This window comes from Streptomyces beihaiensis, from assembly GCF_026274175.1.
Classification (GTDB): Bacteria; Actinomycetota; Actinomycetes; order Streptomycetales; family Streptomycetaceae; genus Streptomyces; species Streptomyces beihaiensis.
Window position 1 is genome coordinate 1 of the sequence record NZ_JAPHNL010000020.1, and the last position, 20,012, is coordinate 20,012.

21 protein-coding genes are annotated in these 20,012 nt (G+C 72.5%); 8 read left to right on the forward strand and 13 right to left on the reverse strand.

The annotated features are described in order from the left end of the window. The coding region (locus OFY01_RS03180; protein ID WP_266596096.1) for a glycerate kinase at positions 1–153 on the reverse strand (153 nt) is incomplete at its 3' end. 157 nt (positions 154–310) lie between these two features. Between OFY01_RS03180 and OFY01_RS03185 the strand changes: the two genes are divergently transcribed. The 6 genes from OFY01_RS03185 (at position 311) to OFY01_RS03210 (ending at position 6,162) form a co-directional block, all read left to right on the forward strand. Beyond that, positions 311–2,023: a BCCT family transporter gene (locus tag OFY01_RS03185; protein ID WP_266596078.1), complete on the forward strand. Its 1,713-nt coding sequence runs from the start codon at positions 311–313 to the stop codon at positions 2,021–2,023. A 7-nt stretch (positions 2,024–2,030) separates the two neighbouring features. After that, positions 2,031–3,092: an ADP-ribosylglycohydrolase family protein gene (locus tag OFY01_RS03190; RefSeq protein ID WP_266596079.1), complete on the forward strand. Its 1,062-nt coding sequence runs from the start codon at positions 2,031–2,033 to the stop codon at positions 3,090–3,092. 38 nt (positions 3,093–3,130) lie between these two features. Beyond that, a complete protein-coding gene (locus OFY01_RS03195) occupies positions 3,131–3,622 on the forward strand; it encodes an NUDIX domain-containing protein (protein ID WP_266596080.1) in 492 nt (163 codons plus the stop codon). Between the two features lie 121 nt (positions 3,623–3,743). Then, entirely contained in the window at positions 3,744–3,965 is a 222-nt protein-coding gene (locus OFY01_RS03200; protein WP_323135469.1) for a hypothetical protein, read from the forward strand. Beyond that, complete coding sequence (gene uriT / locus OFY01_RS03205) at positions 3,962–5,404, forward strand: uridine transporter UriT (protein ID WP_266596081.1); 1,443 nt, start codon at positions 3,962–3,964, stop codon at positions 5,402–5,404. Before OFY01_RS03200 ends, uriT begins: the two co-directional genes overlap by 4 nt. Before the next feature lie 14 nt (positions 5,405–5,418). Then, a complete protein-coding gene (locus OFY01_RS03210) occupies positions 5,419–6,162 on the forward strand; it encodes an SIR2 family NAD-dependent protein deacylase (RefSeq protein ID WP_266596082.1) in 744 nt (247 codons plus the stop codon). Here OFY01_RS03210 and OFY01_RS03215 read toward each other — a convergent pair. From OFY01_RS03215 to OFY01_RS03240, 6 genes are all read right to left on the reverse strand, one after another. Continuing rightward, positions 6,159–6,650 carry a methylated-DNA--[protein]-cysteine S-methyltransferase gene (locus OFY01_RS03215; RefSeq protein WP_266596083.1) on the reverse strand — a complete coding sequence of 164 codons (492 nt, stop codon included), beginning with the start codon at positions 6,648–6,650 and terminating at the stop codon, positions 6,159–6,161. The two genes, OFY01_RS03210 and OFY01_RS03215, sit on opposite strands and share 4 nt — an antisense overlap. An 11-nt stretch (positions 6,651–6,661) precedes the next feature. Further along, on the reverse strand, positions 6,662–8,149 hold the full coding sequence (locus OFY01_RS03220; protein ID WP_266596098.1) for an AlkA N-terminal domain-containing protein: 1,488 nt from the start codon (positions 8,147–8,149) through the stop codon (positions 6,662–6,664). A gap of 128 nt (positions 8,150–8,277) precedes the next feature. Continuing rightward, the gene (locus OFY01_RS03225; protein WP_266596084.1) at positions 8,278–8,823 is read right to left on the reverse strand and encodes an O-acetyl-ADP-ribose deacetylase; all 546 of its coding nucleotides are present in this window, start codon (positions 8,821–8,823) and stop codon (positions 8,278–8,280) included. Beyond that, positions 8,820–10,229 carry a phytoene desaturase family protein gene (locus tag OFY01_RS03230; RefSeq protein ID WP_266596100.1) on the reverse strand — a complete coding sequence of 470 codons (1,410 nt, stop codon included), beginning with the start codon at positions 10,227–10,229 and terminating at the stop codon, positions 8,820–8,822. Before OFY01_RS03230 ends, OFY01_RS03225 begins: the two co-directional genes overlap by 4 nt. A 110-nt stretch (positions 10,230–10,339) precedes the next feature. Continuing rightward, positions 10,340–11,218 carry an inositol monophosphatase family protein gene (locus OFY01_RS03235; protein WP_266596085.1) on the reverse strand — a complete coding sequence of 293 codons (879 nt, stop codon included), beginning with the start codon at positions 11,216–11,218 and terminating at the stop codon, positions 10,340–10,342. A 119-nt stretch (positions 11,219–11,337) separates the two neighbouring features. Beyond that, a complete protein-coding gene (locus OFY01_RS03240; RefSeq protein ID WP_266596086.1) occupies positions 11,338–11,718 on the reverse strand; it encodes a cold-shock protein in 381 nt (126 codons plus the stop codon). A gap of 222 nt (positions 11,719–11,940) precedes the next feature. Here OFY01_RS03240 and OFY01_RS03245 point away from each other — a divergent pair, with 222 nt between their 5' ends. After that, complete coding sequence (locus OFY01_RS03245) at positions 11,941–12,627, forward strand: hypothetical protein (protein WP_266596087.1); 687 nt, start codon at positions 11,941–11,943, stop codon at positions 12,625–12,627. A gap of 33 nt (positions 12,628–12,660) precedes the next feature. Here OFY01_RS03245 and OFY01_RS03250 read toward each other — a convergent pair whose 3' ends face one another. Genes OFY01_RS03250 through OFY01_RS03270 form a run of 5 tightly spaced genes read right to left on the reverse strand, consistent with a single transcriptional unit; the run spans position 12,661 to position 18,112 of the window. Then, entirely contained in the window at positions 12,661–13,908 is a 1,248-nt protein-coding gene (locus tag OFY01_RS03250) for an MFS transporter (protein WP_266596088.1), read from the reverse strand. Then, positions 13,892–14,536, reverse strand: a complete 645-nt coding sequence (locus OFY01_RS03255; RefSeq protein ID WP_266596089.1) for a GNAT family N-acetyltransferase — start codon at positions 14,534–14,536, stop codon at positions 13,892–13,894. Before OFY01_RS03255 ends, OFY01_RS03250 begins: the two co-directional genes overlap by 17 nt. Further along, on the reverse strand, positions 14,533–15,750 hold the full coding sequence (locus OFY01_RS03260) for a type III PLP-dependent enzyme (protein WP_266596090.1): 1,218 nt from the start codon (positions 15,748–15,750) through the stop codon (positions 14,533–14,535). Before OFY01_RS03260 ends, OFY01_RS03255 begins: the two co-directional genes overlap by 4 nt. Then, the gene (locus OFY01_RS03265) at positions 15,747–17,072 is read right to left on the reverse strand and encodes a DUF6271 family protein (protein WP_266596091.1); all 1,326 of its coding nucleotides are present in this window, start codon (positions 17,070–17,072) and stop codon (positions 15,747–15,749) included. The genes OFY01_RS03260 and OFY01_RS03265 overlap by 4 nt, the downstream gene beginning before the upstream one ends. After that, a complete protein-coding gene (locus tag OFY01_RS03270) occupies positions 17,054–18,112 on the reverse strand; it encodes a phytanoyl-CoA dioxygenase family protein (protein ID WP_266596102.1) in 1,059 nt (352 codons plus the stop codon). Before OFY01_RS03270 ends, OFY01_RS03265 begins: the two co-directional genes overlap by 19 nt. Positions 18,113–18,473: 361 nt before the next feature. On the opposite strand from OFY01_RS03270, the gene OFY01_RS03275 reads away from it, so the two are divergent. Further along, positions 18,474–18,833: a WhiB family transcriptional regulator gene (locus OFY01_RS03275; RefSeq protein ID WP_266596092.1), complete on the forward strand. Its 360-nt coding sequence runs from the start codon at positions 18,474–18,476 to the stop codon at positions 18,831–18,833. 22 nt (positions 18,834–18,855) lie between these two features. Here the strand turns inward: OFY01_RS03275 and OFY01_RS03280 are convergent, their stop codons facing one another. Then, entirely contained in the window at positions 18,856–19,839 is a 984-nt protein-coding gene (locus OFY01_RS03280) for an NAD(P)-dependent oxidoreductase (protein ID WP_266596094.1), read from the reverse strand. Positions 19,840–20,012 lie beyond the last annotated feature (173 nt).

Sequence of the window (20,012 nt, forward strand, 5' to 3'; positions counted from 1 at the left end):
GTCGGCGACCGGTACGGACTCGACCGTGACCTCGGGCGCCACCCGGTGCAGTCCCGCCGTCACGCGCTCGGCGACCTGGACCGCGGTCAGCGAGCCCTTGAACTTGTCCGCCGCGACCAGTACGTGCCGCGCGGGCTGTGCAGCGTCCGCCACCTTGCTCTCCCCTTGCTCTTCGGGCCTTGCTCGTGTCAAGGCAGTCGCGCCGCTGCGACCTTAACCGCAGGAGGGGCTCGCTGCCCATGGCCGTCCGACCCACGGGACGGCGCGCCCCCCGGAAAAACATGTCTTTAACCGTACATAGTGGTGCGCCATGAGCACCGAAACGATCGATCAGCCTTCCTCCGACGGGCACGGCGCTCCCCCGCCAGGACCAGGGGGCCCGCCGGGCACGGACGACAGCCCGGACTTCAAGGTCATCGGCATCGGCGTGGTCGCGGTCCTCGCGATGGTGGCGTGGGCGGCCATCGGCAAGGACTCCTTCTCCAGCGCCTCCGCCACCGCCCTCACGTGGGTACTGAACAACTTCGCCTGGCTGTTCGTGGTCGCGGCCGACGCCTTCCTCGTGCTGTGCGTCGTCCTCATGCTCAGCCGCTTCGGCCGGATCCGGCTCGGCCGCGACGACGACGAACCGGAGTTCACCAACCTGGCGTGGATCGCGATGATGTTCAGCGCGGGCATGGGCATCGGCCTGATGTTCTACGGAGTCGGGGAGCCGCTCACCCACTACTTCAAGCCGCCGCCCGGCACCGGCGCGCAGCCGCAGACCGGCGGCTCGGCACTGGTGGCGATGGAGTACTCCTTCTTCCACTGGACGTTCACGCCGTGGGCGATCTACGGCGTGGTCGGCCTCGCACTCGCCTACGCGGGCTACCGCAAGGGCCGCGGCAACCGGCTCAGCTCGGTCTTCGTACCGCTGATCGGCGAGCGGCGGGCGGCGGGCTGGCCGGGGCGGATCATCGACCTGCTGGCCGTCTTCGCGACCGTCTTCGGCACGGCGACGAGCCTCGGCATCGGCGCGCTCCAGGTCGCCACCGGCCTCGGCCTGACCACCGGGCTCGACAACACCAAGACGGTCCAGCTGCTCATCATCCTCATCCTCGGCTCGGCCTTCGTCTGCTCGGCCTTCTCCGGCCTGCACCGGGGGGTGAAGTGGCTGAGCACGATCAACATCGTGCTCGCCGCGTGCCTGGCGGCCTTCGTCTTCGTCCTCGGCCCGACCGTCTACATCCTCGACTCGGTCCCGGAGAGCGTCGGCGGTTTCCTCAACGAGATCCTGCCGATGGCCTCGCGTGCGGGCGCCTTCACGTCCGGCGACTGGCTCGGCACGTGGACGATCTTCTACTGGGCGTGGTGGCTGTCGTGGGCGCCGTTCGTCGGCACGTTCATCGCGCGCATCTCGCACGGCCGCCGTATCCGTGAGTTCCTGATCGGGGTGCTGCTCGTGCCGAGCGGGGCGACCGTGGTGTGGTTCTGCGTGATGGGCGGCTCCGGCATCCGGCTGGACGCCACCGGCCGGATCGACATGGCCTCGAAGATCGCCCAGGGTCCGGAGTCCGCGCTCTTCTCGATGCTGGACGGGCTGCCCGTCGGCACGGTCACCTCCTGGGTGGCGATGATCCTCGTCATGACGTACTTCGTCACAAGCGCCGACTCGGCGTCCCTGGTGATGGGCTCGCTGACCAGCCGCGGTGCGCTGCACCCGAAGACCTGGCTCGTGGTGATGTGGGGCGTGCTGATGGCGGCGGTCGCGGCGGTGCTGCTGGTGGCGGGCGGCCTCGACTCGCTGCAGAGCGCGACGATCCTGGTGGCTCTGCCGTTCGTCGTGGTGATGCTGGCGCTGTGCTGGGCACTCCTCAAGGAGTTGCGCAAGGACCCGGGCGCCGGGCCGTCCCGCGCCCACGCGCTGCACGGCCTGCGGGACGCGGTCAAGGCGATGGTCGGCGACGCCATCACCGAACAGTCGCCGACCCTCCACCCCCGGCTGCGCCGGGCCGCCAAGTCCCGAGGCCAGGACGAGAGTTGAGCAAGAGATGCCGAATGTGCGACAGGGCCTCGGCGACCGGGTGCTCGGCGGCTGGCTCGGCCGGATCGCCGGGAACATGCTCGGCAAACCGGTCGAGCAGGGCGAGGTGTGGACGCGCGAGCGCATCGACGGCTATCTGCGCCGCGCCGACGCCCTGCCGCTGACCGACTACCTGCCCGAGCCGCCCACCGACGAGATCGCGGCGGCGCTGCGCCCCGAGTGGCGGGCGTGCGTGCGCGGCCGGGTGCACGGCAGCTGCCGGGACGACGACGTGGACTACGCGATCCTCGGCCTCCACCTGCTCGAGACGCACGGCTTCGCGTTCACGACGGAGCAGGTCGGCGAGGTGTGGCTGTCCTGCCTGCCGTATCTGCAGACGTTCACGGCGGAGCGGGCGGCCTACCGCAACCTCGTGAGCGGCCTCAAGCCGCCGCTCACGGCGACGTACGACAACCCCTACCAGGAGTGGATCGGCGCGCTGATCCGTGCCGACGTCTTCGGCTGGACGTCCCCGGGCGCCCCGCGCCGCGCCGCCGCGCTCGCCCGCCGCGACGCCGTCCTCTCCCACACCGGGAACGGCGTCTACGGCGCGATGTGGGCGGCGGCCCTGATCGCCGCCGCCTTCACGGCCGCCGGGCCGCGCGCCGCGGTAGAGGAGGCGCTCGTGGTGATCCCGGCGAGCAGCCGCCTGGCTCGCACCGTGCGCCGTACGGTCTGCCTGCACGACGCGGGCCTGCCGTGGCAGGAGACGCTCGCCACGGTCGAGCGGGAGACCGCGGGGCTCGGCTGGATCCATACGGTCCCGAACGCCGCCGTGATCACGGCCGGGCTGCTGTACGGGGACGGGGACTTCACGCGGACGCTCGCGCTCACGGTCCGCGGCGGCCTGGACACCGACTCCTCCGGGGCGACGGCCGGGTCGGTCGCGGGCGTCCTGTGCGGGGCGGCGGCCATCCCCGCGTGCTGGACAGAGCCCCTGGAGGACCGGGTGCGCAGCGCGGTCCTCGGCTTCGACGGGGCACGCGTCACCGACCTGGCCGCGCGCACGGTGGCCTTGGCCGGCTCCTGAGTCAACGGCCCTGCCGCCGCCCCGACTACGCTGGCCCGATGGCCGTCCAAGACTTCGCCACGTACATCGCCGGGCTCCCCCGCGTCCTCGCAGCCACCGCCGTGCTGCTGCGCGACGAGGAGGGGCGGGTGCTGCTCGTGGAGCCGAACTACCGGGACGGGTGGGCGCTGCCCGGCGGCACCGTCGAGTCGGACGAGGGCGAGACGCCCCGGCAGGGCGCGCGGCGCGAGACGCTGGAGGAGATCGGCCTGGACATCCGGCCCGGCCGGCTCCTCGCGGTCGACTGGGTACCGGGGAACGCACGGCCCCCGCTGGTGGCCTACCTCTACGACGGCGGCGTACTGCCCGCCCACCGGCACGCGGCGATCCGCTTGCAGGAGGAGGAGCTGCTGTCCTGGCGTTTCGCGCCCAGGCAGGAGCTGACCGTGCTGCTGCCTGGGGCGCTGGGCCGCCGTGTGCACGCCGCGCTGGAGGTGCTGGCGGCCGGGCGGGGCACGGTGGAGCTGGAGAACGGGGAGATCGTCGGGTAAGCACCCACCCTGTCCGGAAATGTGGGGCAATCGACTGTCTACGCGCGTTGACAAGCTGTGCGGCGCGGGGCGACCTTTGCACAGGACAGTTTTCCGAACCTGAGCAAAGGGGCTCCAGACGTTGGCAGGGAAGATCATCCTCGACTGTGGTCCGGGGCACGACGACGCCCTAGCGATGCCGCTCACGCACGGCATGACGGTGGCCGGCCCGCGCTCCCCCGCGCCCGCCGACTGCCGCACGCGGGTCGCCGTCGGCCTGGACCACGGCCCCTTCCGGGAGCTGGCCGCGGACGCGCTCGTCCGCATCGGAGACCCCACCGACTCCGGAGATTTCGCAGCATGAACGTCGTCACCTCCCCCCACACGTCGACCGACGGCCCCCTCTCGGGGCGCACCGCGCGCGTCGGCGCCCTGATGGCCGCGCTGCTCGCGGCCAGCTTCGCCTTCCAGCTCAACGCCTCGATGCTCAGCCCCGCGCTGAGCACGATGGCCGACGAGCTGCACACCAGCGCCTCGTCCGTCGGCGTCACCCAGACGGCGTTCTTCACTGCCGCCGCGCTGTTCTCGCTGTTCCTGCCCCGCCTCGGCGACCTGGTCGGCCGTCGCCGGGTGCTCGCCGGGATGATGGCCCTGATGGCCGTCGGGTGTGTGGTCTCCGCACTCGCCGGCAACGTCGAGATGCTCGCCGTCGGCCGTGTCGTGCAGGGCGCGTCGGGCCCCACCATCCCGCTGGCCCTGATCATGCTGCGCGTCGAGGTCCCGGACCCGAAGAAGTACGGCACCCTCATGGGCGTCGTGACCGCCGTCAACGGCGGCATCGCGGGCGTCGACTCGTTCGCGGGCGGCTGGCTCGCCGACCACCACGGCTATGCCTCGATCTTCTGGGTCATGGCCGCGTTCGCCGTCGTCGCGACGCTGCTGGTGCGGTTCCTGGCGCCGGAGTCGCGGGCCGAGGAGCGGCCGCGCATGGACTGGGTCGGCGTCGCCCTGCTCGTCGTCTCCGTCGGCGCGCTGCTGACCGCCCTCAACGAGGCAGGCAAGCTCGGCGACGCGAACTGGCCGCTCACCGTCGCCCTGACGGCCCTCGCCGTGGTCGCCTTCTGGGCGTTCTGGCGCACCGAGTCCCGCTCGGCACACCCGCTGGTCACCACTCACCTGCTCAAGCGGCGCGGCACCTGGTCGATCCTGCTGGCCACGGTCCTCACCATGACCGGCGTCTTCGCCATCATGAACGGCCTGCTGCCCGCGTTCGCGCAGGACTCGGGTGCCGGACTCGGCATGGGCGCCGAAGGGTCGACGTGGTGGACGCTGACGCCGTACGCGCTCGCGGGCCTGGCCATGGGGCCGCTCGCCGGCCGGCTGGCGGCCTCGGTCGGCTACGGCCGGATTCTGCGCATCGGCCTGGTCATGACCATCGGCACGGTGGTACTGGCCCTGATCGCACTGCAGACGGACTCGCGCGCGCTGCTGTTGACCGTGTCGGTCCTGCTGGGCGCCGCGTACGCGGGCACGGTCAACATCATGCTCAACGGTCTGGGCATCCTGCTCTCGCCGAAGGAGAACCCGGGCTTCCTGCCGGGCCTGAACGCGGGCTGCTTCAACCTCGGCGCGGGCCTGAGCTTCGTGATCCTCTACGCGGCGATGACCGCGGTCGCGCCGTCCGGCGGCTCCTCGACCGGTGGCTACAGCGCCGGTGTCGTGGCGGGCCTGGTGCTCATCATGGCGGCGCTGTTCGCCTCGTTCCTGGTGCCTAAACCGGTGGACGCGGAGGCCACCGGCTGACCTACGCTCGGGGCATGACCGCCTCCGCCACGCCCGCCAAGCCGCTCGTCGCGTTCCTGACCGGAGCCGGGATCAGCACCGACTCGGGGATCCCGGACTACCGTGGGCCCGACGGGGTGTGGCGCAAGGATCCGGACGCCGAGAAGCTCGTCACGTACGAGTACTACATGAAGGATCCGCAGATCCGGCGCCGCGCCTGGCAGGTGCGGCGGGCGGGCCGTGCCCTGACGGCCGAGCCCAACGCGGCGCACCGGGCCATCGTGGATCTCGAGCGGTCGGGCGCTGCGGTGCGGGTCATCACGCAGAACGTGGACGGGTTGCACCAGCGGGCCGGTACGGCGGACCGCAAGGTGCTGGAACTGCACGGTTCGGCGCGGCAGTTCGTGTGCACGGGGTGTGGCGAGCGGGGGCCGATGGAGGCGGCCGTGGCGCGCGTGGAGGCCGGTGAGGACGATCCGGCGTGCCTGGTGTGCGGCTCCGTCCTGAAGTCGACGACCGTGATGTTCGGCGAGCGCCTCGACCCGATGGTGCTCGCCGAGGCCGTCTCGATCACCAAGGCCTGCCAGGTGTTCTTCGCGGTGGGCTCCAGCCTCCAGGTGCAGCCCGCTGCGGGGCTCGCCGGGCTGGCGGCGGAGCACGGTGCCCGCCTGGTCATCGTGAACGCCGAGCCGACCCCGTACGACGACGTCGCCGACGAGGTCGTACGGGAGCCGATCGGCACGGCGCTGCCACGGCTGCTCGCGCAGATCACCGGCTAGAACAGGGCTGCCCTCTGTTCGAAGTCGAGCAGCCGGCGCTTGCGGTCGAGGCCGCCGCCGTACCCGGTGAGGCCGCCGTTCGCGCCGATCACCCGGTGACAGGGCACGATGACGCCGATGGTGTTCTTGCCGTTGGCGAGGCCGACCGCGCGGGAGGCGTTCGGCTTGCCGAGCGCCTCGGCCACCTCCCCGTACGTGCGTGTCTCGCCGTACGGGATGTTCCGGAGCCGCTGCCACACCGAGCGCTGGAACGGGGTGCCGTGCAGGTGCAGCGGCAGGTCGAAGGTCGTCAAATCGCCCTGGAAGTAGGCGTTCAGCTGGTCGATGGCCGCGCCGAAGGGGCGTTCGTCGCGCTCGCCGAAGGTCTCTTCGGCGGGGCGGTGGCGCTGGCCGGTCATGTAGAGGCCGCTGAGGGTGCCGTCGGTGGCGATCAGGGTGAGCGGGCCGCAGGGGCTCTCCAGGACGGTGTGCCGGACGGAGGATTTCATGAGGAACACCCTTACGCGGGAAGGAAGTTGATGGGGTGGCTGTCCGTCGCCCACAGGTACTGGACGGCGTACGCCCGCCACGGCCGCCAGGCCGCCGCCCGCGCCGTCAGCGCCGCCGGGGTGTGCGGCAGGCCGAGGTGTCGTGCGGCGCGCCGCATGCCGAGGTCGGTGGGGAGGAACGCGTCCGGGTCACCGAGGGCCCGCATGGCGATCACCTCGACGGTCCAGGGGCCGAACCCGGGCAGTTCGGCGAGCCGGGCACGGGCCTCGTCCCAGTCGGACTCGGGGCCCAATGCCAGGGTGCCGCCGGCCAGCTCGCGGACGAGCGTGGTGAGGGTGGTACGGCGGGCGCGCGGCAGGGCGAGGGACTCGGGGTCGAGCGCGGCCAGTGCGTCCGGTGCCGGGAACAGGTGGGTGAGGCCGCCTTCCGGGTCCTCGACCGGTTCGCCGTGGGCCAGAACGAGGCGCGCGGCGTGGGTGCGGGCGGCGGCGGTGGAGACCTGCTGCCCGAGCACGGCCCGTACGGCGAACTCGGCCTCGTCCACGGTGCGCGGCACGCGGCGTCCCGGCGCCTTGTCGACGAGCGGGGCCAGCTGGGCGTCGGCGCGCAGCTGGTCGTCGACGGCCACCGGGTCGGCGTCGAGGTCGAGCATGCGGCGGCACCGGCTGATGGCGACGGTCAGGTCGCGCTGGTCGGTGAGGGTGAGTCGGCAGCCGATGTGGCCGGGGTTCGGGGTGAGGGCGACGATGCCGTGCCCGTACGGGAGGCGCAGGGTGCGGCGGTACGCGCCGTCGCGCCACTCCTCCACTCCGGGCACGGCGGTGGCCACGAGGTGCCCGAAGAGGTTGTCCGGGTTGAGGGGCGCGCGGAACGGGAGCCGGAGCGTGAGGGCTCCGGGGGCCGGGGAGCTTCGGGCCGTCCGTCCCGCCCGCTCCTTGGGCGCCCGGGCGCGCAGTTCGCCGGGGGTGAGGGCGAAGACTTCGCGAACGGTGTCGTTGAAGGTGCGCACGGAGGCGAACCCGGCCGCGAACGCCACGTCGGCCAGGGGCAGTCCGGTCGTCTCGATGAGCAGTCGCGCGGTGTGGGCGCGCTGTGCGCGGGCGAGGGCGAGGGGTCCGGCGCCGAGCTCCGCGTTCAGCTGCCGCTCGATCTGCCGGGCGCTGTAGCCGAGGCGGCGGGCGAGCCCCGGCACGCCCTCGCGGTCGACGACGCCGTCGCCGATGAGCCGCATGGCGCGGGCGGTGAGGTCGGCGCGCCGGTTCCACTCCGGGGAGCCGGGGGTGCTGTCGGGGCGGCACCGCTTGCAGGCGCGGAATCCGGCCTGCTGGCAGGCGGCGGCGCTGGCGTGGAAGACCATGTTGGCCGGCTTGGGCGGGACTGCCGGGCAGCCGGGCCTGCAGTAGACGCGGGTGGTCAGGACGGCGGTGAAGAAGACGCCGTCGAAGCGGGTGTCCTTGGCCTGCACGGCTCGTACGCACCGCTCGGTGTCGGTGTACATCGCGGTGGTGGCGAAGGGGTTCCGGGCGCTGCCTCGTGGGTGGGCGCCGCCGCCGTGTGCCTGTTCCGTGGTGGGCATGGCTCAAGCATCGGCCATGGTGAGCGGCGTGGCTGGCGAGAATCCGACCTCTACGTGGCAGGTCCCCGGCTCCGGGCCTGTGCGTCCAGCTGCCGCGCGAACGCCTCCCTGGCCCGTTCGTCGAAGACCACGAACCGCACCTCCTCGACCGCCGATGTGCGCGCTGCGCGGACCGTCGCCACGGCGATCCGCGCCCCGTCCTCCAGCGGCCATCCGTAGATGCCGGTGGAGATGGCGGGGAAGGCGACCGTCCGGGCGCCCAGGTCTTCGGCCACGCGCAGCGACTCGCGATAGCAGGAGGCGAGCAGGTCGGAGCGGTCCTCGGTGCTCGACCAGCGGGGGCCGACGGTGTGGATGACGTGCCGCGCCGGGAGACGCCCGGCCGTCGTCGCCACCGCCCTGCCGGTCGACAGGCCCTTGCCGTAGTGGCCGGCACGCAGCTCTCGGCAGGCGGCGAGGATCTCCGGGCCGCCGCGACGGTGGATGGCGCCGTCCACTCCCCCGCCGCCGAGCAGCGACGAGTTGGCCGCGTTGACCACCGCGTCGACGTCCTGTTCGGTGATGTCGCCCTGTACGAGGACGGTCCTGACGCTCATGACGTGCGCAGCCTGCGCCACACGGCCTTCGCCGCGTTGTGGCCCGACATGCCGTGCACGCCGGGGCCCGGCGGGGACGACGAGGAGCAGATGAACACCGCCGGGTGGGGCGTGGTGTAGGGGGAGAGGGAGAGCTTGGGGCGCAGGAGCAGTTGGAGGCCGCTGACCGCGCCGGAGGCGATGTCGCCGTCCACGTAGTTGGCGTTGCGCGCGGCGAGTTGTGGCGGTCCCGCCGTGGCGCGGGCGAGGACCAGGTCGCGGAAGCCGGGGGCGAACCGCTCGATCTGCCGCTCGATCGCGTCGGTGAGGTCGCCGTCCCAGCCGCCGGGCACGTGCCCGTACGCCCAGAACGTGTGCTTGCCCTCGGGGGCGCGTGTCGGGTCGACGAGGCTGGGCTGCGTCGTGATGAGGAAGGGGGCCTCGGGGGCGCGGCCGTCGCGCGAGGCGGAGTGCAGGGCGGCCCCGATGTCGGCGGCGTACGGGCCGACCTGCACGGTGCCCGCGCGCCGGGCCTCCTGTGCGGTCCACGGCACGGGCCCGTCGAGCGCGTAGTCGACCTTGAAGACGCTCGCGCCGTAACGGAACCGGTCGTAGTAGCGGCCAAGGCCGGCGATCCGGGCGAGGGCGGTGGGCGCGGTGTCGAAGACGTAGGCGCGGGCGGGCGGCAGGTCGTCGAGCCGCTTCACCTCGAAGTCGGTGTGGATCTCGGCGCCGAGGTCCTTCACGTACCCGGCGAGCGCGTCCGAGATCGCCTGGGAGCCGCCGCGGGCGAAGGGCCAGCCGCGGGCGTGCGCGGCGAGTGCGAAGACCAGGCCGATCGCGGAGGTGGCGAAGCCGCCGAGCGGCGCGATGACGTGGGCGACCAGCCCCGCGAACAGGGCGGGGGCCCGCTCGTCGCGGAAGCGGCGCATCAGCCAGGTCGACGGCGGCAGGCCCGTGATGCCGAACCGGGCGAGGGTGACCGGGTCGCGCGGCAGGGATGTGCGGGGCAGCGTCATGAAGTCGCCGACGAGCGTGTCCCAGCGCGGCAGGAACCTCTCGACGAGCCGCCGGTACGTCCCCGCGTCGCGCGGCCCGAACGACGCGGCGCTCTCACCGACGGACCGGGCCAGGAAGGCGGCGGTGCCGTCCGGGAACGGGTGGGCCATGGGCAGGTCGGCGTGGACCCATTCCAGGCCGTACCGCTCCAGTGGCAGTGACCGGAACGCCGGGGAGTTGACGCCCAGCGGGTGGGCGGCCGAGCACGGGTCGTGACGGAAGCCGGGGAGGGTGAGTTCCTCGGTGCGGGCGCCGCCGCCCACCGTGGCCCGGGCCTCGAACAGGGCCACGGAGAAGCCGCGTCTGGCGAGCTCGGCGGCGGCCGTCAGCCCGTTGGGCCCCGCTCCCACCACCACGACATCGAGCATCGACGGCACCTTCGGACTCCTTCGTCAGCCGATGGCCACTGTCCGCTCAGGATATGCCTGGCCACCGACAGGTCCCGGCGCGGGTCGCGGAGGCCACCGGCGGCCGGGGCCTATGCGAGGAGTTGGGTCACGCGCTGTGCGGTGGCGGCGTCGCGCGCCGCGGTGAAGGGCAGCGTGTTGCCGCCGGTGACGGCGAACGGGACGCCGTCCCGGGTCAGGTGCGCGCCGCCCGCCTCCTCGACCAGGAGCAGGCCCGCCGCGTGGTCCCAGGCCAGTTCCCAGCTGAACGCGACGGCGTCCACCGCGCCCCGGGCCACGGCCAGGTACTCCAGGCCCGCGGAGCCGCAGGGCCGGGGCGCGACACCGTCGGTGCGCAGGCCGAGCAGCGCGCGCTTCTGCTCGTCGGTCGTGTAGTCGGGGTGCGAGGTGGCGATCCGCAGGTCGGCGCCGGGCTCGGGAGCGCCCGGCCGCAGCACCCGGCCGTCCAGCCGGGCTCCGCCGCCGCGCACGGCCACGGCCAGCTCGTCGAGCACGGGTGCGAACGTCCATGAGGCGAGGACGACGCCGTCGAGCGCGAGGGCGACGAGGGTGCAGAAGCCCGGGTCGCCGTGGACGAACTGGCGGGTGCCGTCGACCGGGTCGACGATCCAGACCGGGTCCGCGCCGCGTATCGCCTCGTAGCGCGCCGGGTCGGCGTGGACCGCTTCCTCGCCGACCACGGCGGAGCCGGGCAGCAGGGCGGTCAGTTCTCGGGTGAGGTGTTCCTCGGCGAGCCGGTCGGCGACGGTCACCAGGTCGTGGGGGCCGGCCTTCTGGACGATCTCGTCGGCGTCCAGTTGCCGGAAGCGGGGTGTGATCTCGGCGGCGGCCGCGGCGCGGACGATCCGCTCGACATCGGTGAGCATCTGGTCGGTGACGTACCGGGCCAGGAAGTCGTCGATGCTTCCGGTCGCCGTCGTCGTGGGGTGGGTTCCCTTTGTCTCGATCATGCCTCCATGAGAGCACGCGCCTGTGACAACGCGCACCGAGGAGGTGAACGGGCGGTGGAATGGCGCTGACATCGCGGCGAGGCGGGCACCCGGCCGGTCGGCCCCCGGCCGCGCGGGGCTCAGCTGTCGACCCACCCGTGCTTGCGTCCGTTCTGCACCAGTTCACGGCGGATCGCCAGGATTTGTTCTCCGGTCAGCGAGGGCGCGGCACGCAGCAGCAACTCGGTGATCTCGTGGGTGAACTCGTCGACGCGCAGCACGTCGCACAGCACGTCGTCGCCCTCGGCGGCGTGCCGCCCCGGCACCGACGCGCCGTCGGCGAGACGCACCGACGATGCCTTCGGGCCCCGGTCACCCTCCTCGATGTCGAACTCGACACGCAGCCCGGTGCGCAGATACGACTCGGGCACGAGAAGGTCGTTCACGTGCAGGAAGACGTCCTCACCCCCGTCGTCCGGCGCGACGAACCCGTAACCGCGCGCTCCGTCGAAACGCACCACACGACCAGCTACCACGACAACCCCCAACAACCACGGCGGACCCGGTGTCCGCGTCCTCGGCTCTTGCTGCCTTCCGCTGCTTCCCGCAGCGCGTTCGTGCGGATCCTAGTGCCCGGCACCGGTGTGTGACGCGGGGGTGACCCAACTGACTCTGTCGCCGCACGGCAAGTCATGTGAAACTGACGTCTCGCCCCACCCACGCCGACGTAAAGGGCGTAGCTCGTGCGTTCACTCCCCTTCCCCGTCGCCCTGGCCGCCCGCCTGCTGCCGGTCACCGTGCTCGCCTGCGTGGGCTGGGCCTGGTCAGGACAGGGCCCCGCGGCGAAGCCCGCCGCGGACCACGACCACACGTCCCGTCCGCAGAAGTCGGACGCGCCGAGCGACACGGTGGCCGCCAAGACGTACGGCGAGCCGCCCGCCCCGTGCTCGGCCGTCACCGCGAAGACGGTGCGGTCACTCGTTCCGGGAGCGAAGACGGCGGGCAAGGAGCTGTCGGCGACGGACGCGTCGGTGCGCCGCGCCTGCGCGTGGAGCGCCCTGAAGGGCTACGACTACCGGTGGCTCGACGTATCGTTCGAGGTGAAGGACTCGGACCAGCGCGCCGAGAAGACCTTCACCGACCAGGGCGACGGCAACGGCGCCTCCGTGCAGGGCATCGGCGACGAGGCGCGGCTGCGTACGGACCTGACGACCAAGGACAAGCAGAAGACCCGCGAGGCCGTTCTGACCTTCCGTAAGGGCAACGCGCTGGTGACGGTGACGTACAACGGCAGCGACTTCGAGTCCAGGGGCGCCCCGTCGGCCGCCACCGTCTCGGACGGCGCGACCAAGGCCGCGCGCGACGCGCTCGCCGCGCTCGGCTCCGGCTCCAGCCCGTCGGCGAGTTCCTCGGCCGGCTCCTCCAGCTGACGGGAAGGACCGGAGCAGCGGTCGGCCCGTGGCCTACTGGCCCGCGGCGGGCTCGGCGACCGGTTCCGGGGCCGCCCGACCGGGCGCTTTCGCCCACTGGATCCGGGTGCCGCACAGCGCCACCAGGGCCGACGCCGCGGCGACCACGCCCAAGCCCTGGGCGAGGCCGCTCGCGTTCGCCACGAATCCGATCAGCGGGGGCCCCGCGAGCAGCCCCGCGGTGCCCATGGCCGCCACGAGGGCCAGCGCGTCGGAGCCCTGCCGGGCCGCGGCGACGTACACGCACGGGGTGACCGCCGCCATGCCCAGGCCCACGCAGGCGAACCCGGCGAGGGCGGCCGGCACACCGCCGCTGAGCAACGCCGCGGCCAGGCCGACCGCGGCGAGTGAGCTGCCGACGCGCACGACCCTGCCGTCGCCCCAGCGGCCGCGCCAGCTGTCGGCGAAGATCCGGGCGAGCAGCATCATGCCGGAGACGACGGCGATGCCGAGCGGGGCGAGCTGCGGCGAGGCGTGGGCGACGTCGCGCAGGTACAGCGTGGACCAGTCGTTCATGGCGCCTTCGGTGACGGTGCCGAAGACCATGGCGCAGCACATCCACAGGACGACGCGCGTGGGCGGCTTCCACGTCCGCCGCCTCTTCGTCGTCCTCTCCCGCTCCGTCGCCTTCTCCCGCCCCGCGCCCCCTCCCTCTTCCTCCTTCTTTTCCTCCTTTTCCTCCTTCAGGAGTCCGGGCCACGCGTACGCGGACAGCAGGAGCAGGACGGCGGCGGCGACGGCGAAGTGGGCGGGCACCGAGGAGGTGAGCGCGCTCATCCGGGAGGCGAGGAGCGCGGCGAGCAGGGAGCCGCCGCTGAACGTGGCGTGCAGCCGGGCCATGGTGGTGCGTTCGAAGCGGGCCTCCAGGGCGGCGCCCTGCGCGTTCATGGCGACGTTGAGGCAGCCGACGAGGACGCCGTCCACGCACAGGACGAGCAGGGCCAGCGGATAGTCGGGGGCGGCGGCGAGCGCGAAGAGCAGCAGGGTCAGGCCCAGGGCCGACGCCAGGGCGAGGCGCCGGGAACCGAGGCGCCGCATGAGCGGTTCGACCAGGGGGAAGGACACGACCGCGCCGATCCCGGCGGCCATCAGGAGCACGCCCACCTCGGCGGCCGTGAGCCCTAGTTCGGCTTTGAGGGCGGGGATGCGCGAGGCCCAGGTCGCGTACTGGAAGCCGAGCGTGCAGAAGAGCGCGGCCACCGCCCACTGGTGGCGGCGGAAGGGATCACGGACTGCAGACACGGACACCACTCAGTTCGTCGGTCAGTTCGTCGGTCAGTTCGCCGATCGGCGCGTCGGTCGGTACGTCGATCGGTACGTCGATCGGCGCGTCGGCCAGGGAAAGAGACATGTAGACGGCGTCGCTGCCGTACCCGCCGGGCGCCGCGACGTCCGGCCGGACGGTGAAGCCGCGCTCGCGCCAGAAGGCTTGCGTCCCGCCCACGGAGACCAGGGAGACGCTCCGGTACGCGCGCGTGCGTGCGATCCCCACCAGGTGGCGCACGAGCCGCATGGCCAGCCCCCGGCGCCGCAGCTCCGGTGCGATCACCACATCGTGGAGATGGAGGTTGTACGGGTCCGGAGCGAGCGGGCCGTACGGAGCGCGGCCGCCCCGCCGCCCCGCAGCCCCGCCGCCCTGGCCCAGTTCGGGCCACCCGCCCTCGGGAAACGGCAGCGCCATCAGGTAGCCGGCGACCCGCCCGCCGCCGACGTCGACCACGAAACACGTGTCCGGCGATGCCTGCTGGTACTTCCGCAGCGCCCCTGGCCCCTCGGAGAGCCCCAGCGGCGCGTACGCCTGCGACTCCAGGTCCCCGATCACCGCCCAGTCCCCCTCGGCGACGCCCCGTATCCGGGGTCCGCCGCTCATGACGCGGCCGCCGTCACCGCGCCACCGCCCACACAGTGCAGCGGCAGCGGCGCGAAGCCGTTGAACCCCTGGGTCATGTAACTGACCGCGTAGGCACCGGTGTTGAGCACCCATACGGGATCGCCGGAGCTGAGCCGCTTCGGTACGCGCACCAGACCGCGGTCCTCGCCGGTCTCCGCGTGGTAGGCGAACGTGTCGTCGCTGTCGCAGGTGGGTCCCGCCACGACCGCGGGCACGTGCTCGGCGTCGTGGTGGCCGGGGAAGACGAGCGGGTGGCGCAGGGCGTCCGTCTCGTACAGGCCGTTGAACCGGCCGCAGCTGAGGTAGAGCCAGTAGCGGTGGTGGCCGTCCGCGGCGCGGCGTCGGGCCAGGCGGACCACGTGGGCGCGGATGGCGCCGTGGTCGGCGACGAGGTGCCTGCCGGGTTCCATGACGAAGGCGAGCGGGGCGCCGTGGGCGGCCCTGAGCCGCGCCATGCCCTCGCGCACGACGGCGAAGATCTTGTCGAGGGGCGGGTCGAGGGGGCTGCCGTGCCGGTCGGCGTAGCCCAGCGCGGGAAGGCCGCCGCCGAGGTTGACGTGGTCGAGGACGATGCCGCGCCGTCGCAACGCGGCGAGGGCGGCGCCGAGGTCGTCGAACGCTTCGCGCCAGGCACCCGCCGTCATCTGCTGGGAGCCGACATGCACGGAGAGCCCGGCGGGCACGAGCCCGGCGGCACGGGCCGCGGTCAGGACGTCGACGGCGTCCTGCGTGGGGCAGCCGAACTTCTCGCTCAGCCCCCACAGGGCGCCCCGCCCGCTGGTCGCCAGGCGGCAGAAGACACGGGCGCCGGGCGCGTGGGCGGCGAGCGCGGCGACGTCCTCGGCGTTGTCGGTCGCGTAGTCGCGCACACCGAGCCGGCGGGCGTGGGCGATGGCGCGGTCGGACTTGACGGTGTTGCCGTAGTGGATGCGGTCGAGCGGGACTCCGGCGCGCAGTGCCTGCTCGATCTCCTGGGGGCTCGCCGCGTCGACGCCGGCGCCGAGCCCGGCCAGATGGGTGAGCACGTCGTCGACGGGGCATGCCTTGAGCGCGAACCGGACGCGCACGCCCGGAAGTTCGCGGCGCAGCATGTCGTACTGCCCGGCGATGCCCGCCAGGTCGTACACGAGCCGGTCCTCGGTGGCGGCGGCGAGCGCGGCGCGCAGCGGCGGGGCCGCGGTGCGGGCGCTCATCGGGCGGGCTCCAGGTGCGGCACGGACACGGGGGTGGCGCGGGCCGCGCCGACGAGCGAGGGCCATGCCTCGGTGAGGGCGGCGAAGTCCTCGATGTCCCGCTGCGCCTCGTCGAGCAGTTGGCCGCGTCGCGCCTTCAGCCGTCGGGCGCACTCCTGCCAGCGGCCGCCGAGGCGGCGGTAGGCGGCGTCGACGGTGTCGAGCCTGCGGATGTTCTCCGCCCGGTCGAGCGTGGCGCTCTCGCGGGCGAGGGCGGCGACGACGTCGGTGCGCACCTGCCCGTTCCCGTCGAGCAGTCCGTCGCCACCGGCGCGGGCCATTCGCCGGTAGATGTGGTGGAAGTACAGCATCGACAGCAGGAACTTCACGAACCGCCTCTGATAGGCGAGGAATCCGGTGTCCGTTCCGCGGTGCGGGGTGTGGAAGTTGACGATGTCGCGGTTGTGCAGCACGCCGGGCAGTTCGGCGTCGTGGACGAGGTGGATGAGGAAGTAGTCGCTGCCGATGGTGTCGGTCGCGGGCGGCAGCGGCACGCGTTCGTGCACCGCGTGGAAGGCGATGTTGCACATGTCGACGCGCATCGGGTCGACGAGGCACAGCGTCGACCGGTCTTCGGTGAACGTGGTCTCGCCGCTGCCGCGGAACGACTCCTCGGCGAGCTCACGGCGCTGTTGCGCGCTCCAGTCGGCGGGCGCCCACAGGCCGACGACCTCGGTGTACGTGGCGGGGTCGAGTCGTTTCATCTCGGCGATGTCGACGGAGAGTTCGCCGACGAAGGAGGCTCCGGTCATGGCCACGGGCCGATCCATGTGCCGGTCGTCGAGGTCGGTGCGGTCGACGGCGCGGGCGGCGTCGGCGGCCGGGCGGCCCAGCGTGCGCAGTTCGTGGTGGACGGGGAAGACGGGCGCGCCCTGGTGTGTCTGGTAGCGGCTGTCCGAGTCCCTGCGGTGCACGGAGTCGCAGCCGAGCGCGGCCGCGTAGAGGAACGCACGGTCGGTGCAGGCGCCGTAGGAGACGCTGTCCGGCAGGAGCAGGTCGAGCATGCGGTCGGGTTCCGGGTTCGCGCAGGCGTGGACGACGCGGCGCAGGAACTGACGCTGGTCCTCCTCGTCGAGGTGGTGGACGGTGATGCGCGGGTGGCGGGGCAGCGCCTTCACGGCGGCGGCGTGCCGGGCGTGTGTCGCGGCGTCGCTGGAGTCGAGGATCAGCAGCTCCACGTCGGCGCCGAAGGTGTCGGCAGCGTACGCGGCCTCCTGGCCGATGGCCGAAATGGCCGGGGAACAGGACCTGTTGGTCGGAAGGGTCAGGCAGATACGGCCCATGACTCCTCCTCACGGGACGCGGCGTCGCCGTCCCAGTCGGCGCTGCCGAGGAGCCGGGCGCCGAGGTCGGTGAGTTCGGCGGTCCCGTAGCGCTGGGCCTCGGGCCGGTCGGCGTCGCCGAGCAAAGTGGCGTTCCAGTCCGGCGTGGACAGGGTGCGCCAGGACTCGACGCGGGAGCGGCGCAGCGTCTCATGGGTCGGCAGGGCGGGCATCATCGACAGGTACTGCACGGCGCGGACGCTGTTGCGTGAGGTGTTGGGGGCGACGCCGTGCGCGAGCATCCCGTTGAAGATCAGCAGGTCACCGGCGGCCAACTCGGGCCGTACGACGGGCATGTCGGCGTGGTCGACGCGGGGGCGGATCGGGTCGCGGTCGTCCGGCTGCAGCGCCTTCCACCGGTCGAAGCGGCGGAAGAGCTCGGGGCAGCATTGGAATCCGCCGGTCTCGGGGCTCGTGTCGTTGAGGGCGATGATCCCCTGGACGCGCTGCGGCGGAACGGTCAGTGACGTGTCGACGTCCCAGTGCAGTTCGATGTCGAAGCCGCGTTCGGTCGGGGCGATGAGGGCACGGTCGCGGTTCTTGACGTTGGGCGGGTTGAGGTTGAGGCGGTCGAGGGTGACCCACAGCTCCTCGGCGTCCCAGACGTCGACGAACGCGTCGTACACGCGCCGCGTCTGGCGGCTGTTCCAGAGCAGCTGGTGGTGGTATGCCTCCACGAATCCGTAGACGTGCAGGTCACGGTCGAGGTCGGAGCGGAACTCGCGCTCCTCGTACCAGGTGTCGGGGCGGTCGGGGTCCAGCCCCTGGAACTCCCAGGTGAAGTCCAGCAGTTCACGGGCGGCCGAACGGGGTATCGCCTCTTTCACGACGACGTATCCGTACCTCTGCCAGAAGGCGAAGTCGTCCGGCGAGAGCACGCGCAGCTCACGCGTCTTGTGGAGGTCGCGCAGCGGGGTGCGCGCCAGGTAGGTCTCGCCGTCCGCGCTGAAGTACGGGACGTCGGTGGCGGCACGGTGCAAGTAGTCGGCGGGAAGCGGCATGCGGTGGGTCAAGGCTCGGTCCTTCGGTGCAGCCGTCGGCAGATGAGCGGCTCTGAGGTTTCTGATGCCTGAGTGGTCGGAGTGATGCCGGGCCTCAATTTGGACTAGACCAACTCAACCTGTCAACACGTGACTTGCCGTAAACCCACCCGAAGGCCACCCGAGAGGCTCCCGTGTCACCACATCTGACCTGCGGAAATCCTTACCGAGCGAGAAAACTTGAACCGGCGAACTTATTGGTCTACTCCAATGCTGCGGGCGAACGCATCGGCCGCCTCAAGAGTTCCCGGGTATGAACGAGTTCAGCCAATCGTGGTGAACACCTCGGGAAAACAGGCAACCTTGAGGTTGGCTGTCCGTCATGGAGCGAGCCAACAGCACACGAACCACGGTCAGCGGCGGCACCGCGTGGGCCGAGCGAGGGGCGTGCCGGAGCCTCGACCCGGACGCGCTGTTCGTCGAGGGGGCGGCCCAGCAGGACGCGAAGGGAGTCTGCCGCCCCTGCCCCGTGCGCACCGAATGCCTGGCCTATGCCCTCGACAGCCGTATCGAGAAGGGCATCTGGGGCGGCATGACCGAGCGCGAGCGCCGCGCCCTGCTGCGCCGCCGCCCCACCGTCACCTCCTGGCGCGCGCTCCTCATGGCCGCACGGTCGGCGCACGAGGCGGCGGTGCGGGGCGAGAACGACCGGCGGGGCGACGCGTGCCGGCTCGTCGGCTGACGCCGGACGCCCCGCCGGACGTTCAAGAGGCGGTCGTCGGGTCCTGGAAGCTGGCGAAGTAGGCGGCCGCCATGTCCTCGTCGGCGTGGCCCTTCGCCGCGGCGCGCTCCATGCGCTCCGCGGTCGCCTCGGCCACGTCGAGGCGGACACCGCCCCGCTCCCCCGCCTCGACGATCAGGCGGGCGTCCTTGGCCGCCGTCGCCACCGCGAACTGGGGCGGGGTGAGCCTGTCCTCCAGCACGAGTCCGGCCTTGGCCCGCAGGTACCCCATGTCGAGCGGCCCGCCCTCGATCAGGTCGAGGAAGCTCTGCGGGTCCACCCCGAGAGCCTTGGAGAGGGCCAGGGACTCTCCCGCGGCGCTCACGACGGCGAGCACCCAGCTGTTGGCGACCAGCTTCAGCCGGGTCGCGGTCGCGGCCGCCGCGTCCTGACCGGTCCACACCGTGCGCGCGCCGACCGCGTCGAAGACGGGTGTCACCTTCTCCCGGCCTTCCACCGGCCCGGCCGCGAGCACCGTCAGCCGGCCTGTCTCGGCGGGCTGTCGGGTGCCGAGCACCGGCGCGTCGTAGAGGACCAGACCGTGCTCACGGGCGAAGGCGGCCAGCTCACCCACGGCCTCGATCCCGGCCGTGGTGGACTGCGCCCAGACGGTGCCGGGACGCAGCTGGTCAGCGGCCTGGCGCATGACCTCCACAGCGGCGCGGCCGTCGTACAGCATGGTCAGGACGACATCCGCGCCCGTCACCGCCTCGGCGGGCGTGTCGGCGACGAAGGCCCCGTCGGCGGCGAGCGGTTCGGCCTTGGCACGGGTGCGGTTCCACACGCGCACGGTGTGGCCGCACGTGAGGAGGTTGCGCGCCATGGCGCCGCCCATGATGCCCGTGCCCAGAACCGCCACGGTGAGATCGTCGACGGCTTGGCTGTCAGTGGCTTGACTGTCGGTAGCCGGACTGTCGGTGGCTGGACTGTCGGTGGTGTGCTCGTCGCTGGTGGGCCTGTCGGTCATGGTGCCGGCCTTTCTTGTCATGATGACGTGCCGACACCATGATCCACGCAGACGCGGCCCCACGCGGCCCCCGCCTGCCCCCCTACGTCACCGCCGGGGGTACAGGGGGTGCTTCTCGGCGAGGGTGGTCACCCGTGCCTTGAGGGCCGTGGCGGTCTCGGTGTCGTAGGTCG

Coding starts and splice junctions, on each gene's coding strand:
- OFY01_RS03215 (WP_266596083.1), bottom strand. CDS start 6,650: ATGAAATCCTCCGTCCGGCACACCGTCCTGGAGAGCCCCTGCGGCCCG.
- OFY01_RS03255 (WP_266596089.1), bottom strand. CDS start 14,536: ATGAGCGGCGGACCCCGGATACGGGGCGTCGCCGAGGGGGACTGGGCG.
- OFY01_RS03265 (WP_266596091.1), bottom strand. CDS start 17,072: ATGGGCCGTATCTGCCTGACCCTTCCGACCAACAGGTCCTGTTCCCCG.
- OFY01_RS03185 (WP_266596078.1), top strand. CDS start 311: ATGAGCACCGAAACGATCGATCAGCCTTCCTCCGACGGGCACGGCGCT.
- OFY01_RS03275 (WP_266596092.1), top strand. CDS start 18,474: ATGGAGCGAGCCAACAGCACACGAACCACGGTCAGCGGCGGCACCGCG.
- OFY01_RS03220 (WP_266596098.1), bottom strand. CDS start 8,149: ATGTACACCGACACCGAGCGGTGCGTACGAGCCGTGCAGGCCAAGGAC.
- OFY01_RS03210 (WP_266596082.1), top strand. CDS start 5,419: ATGACCGCCTCCGCCACGCCCGCCAAGCCGCTCGTCGCGTTCCTGACC.
- OFY01_RS03260 (WP_266596090.1), bottom strand. CDS start 15,750: ATGAGCGCCCGCACCGCGGCCCCGCCGCTGCGCGCCGCGCTCGCCGCC.
- OFY01_RS03190 (WP_266596079.1), top strand. CDS start 2,031: ATGCCGAATGTGCGACAGGGCCTCGGCGACCGGGTGCTCGGCGGCTGG.
- uriT (WP_266596081.1), top strand. CDS start 3,962: ATGAACGTCGTCACCTCCCCCCACACGTCGACCGACGGCCCCCTCTCG.
- OFY01_RS03270 (WP_266596102.1), bottom strand. CDS start 18,112: ATGCCGCTTCCCGCCGACTACTTGCACCGTGCCGCCACCGACGTCCCG.
- OFY01_RS03280 (WP_266596094.1), bottom strand. CDS start 19,839: ATGACCGACAGGCCCACCAGCGACGAGCACACCACCGACAGTCCAGCC.
- OFY01_RS03225 (WP_266596084.1), bottom strand. CDS start 8,823: ATGAGCGTCAGGACCGTCCTCGTACAGGGCGACATCACCGAACAGGAC.
- OFY01_RS03195 (WP_266596080.1), top strand. CDS start 3,131: ATGGCCGTCCAAGACTTCGCCACGTACATCGCCGGGCTCCCCCGCGTC.
- OFY01_RS03235 (WP_266596085.1), bottom strand. CDS start 11,218: ATGATCGAGACAAAGGGAACCCACCCCACGACGACGGCGACCGGAAGC.
- OFY01_RS03230 (WP_266596100.1), bottom strand. CDS start 10,229: ATGCTCGATGTCGTGGTGGTGGGAGCGGGGCCCAACGGGCTGACGGCC.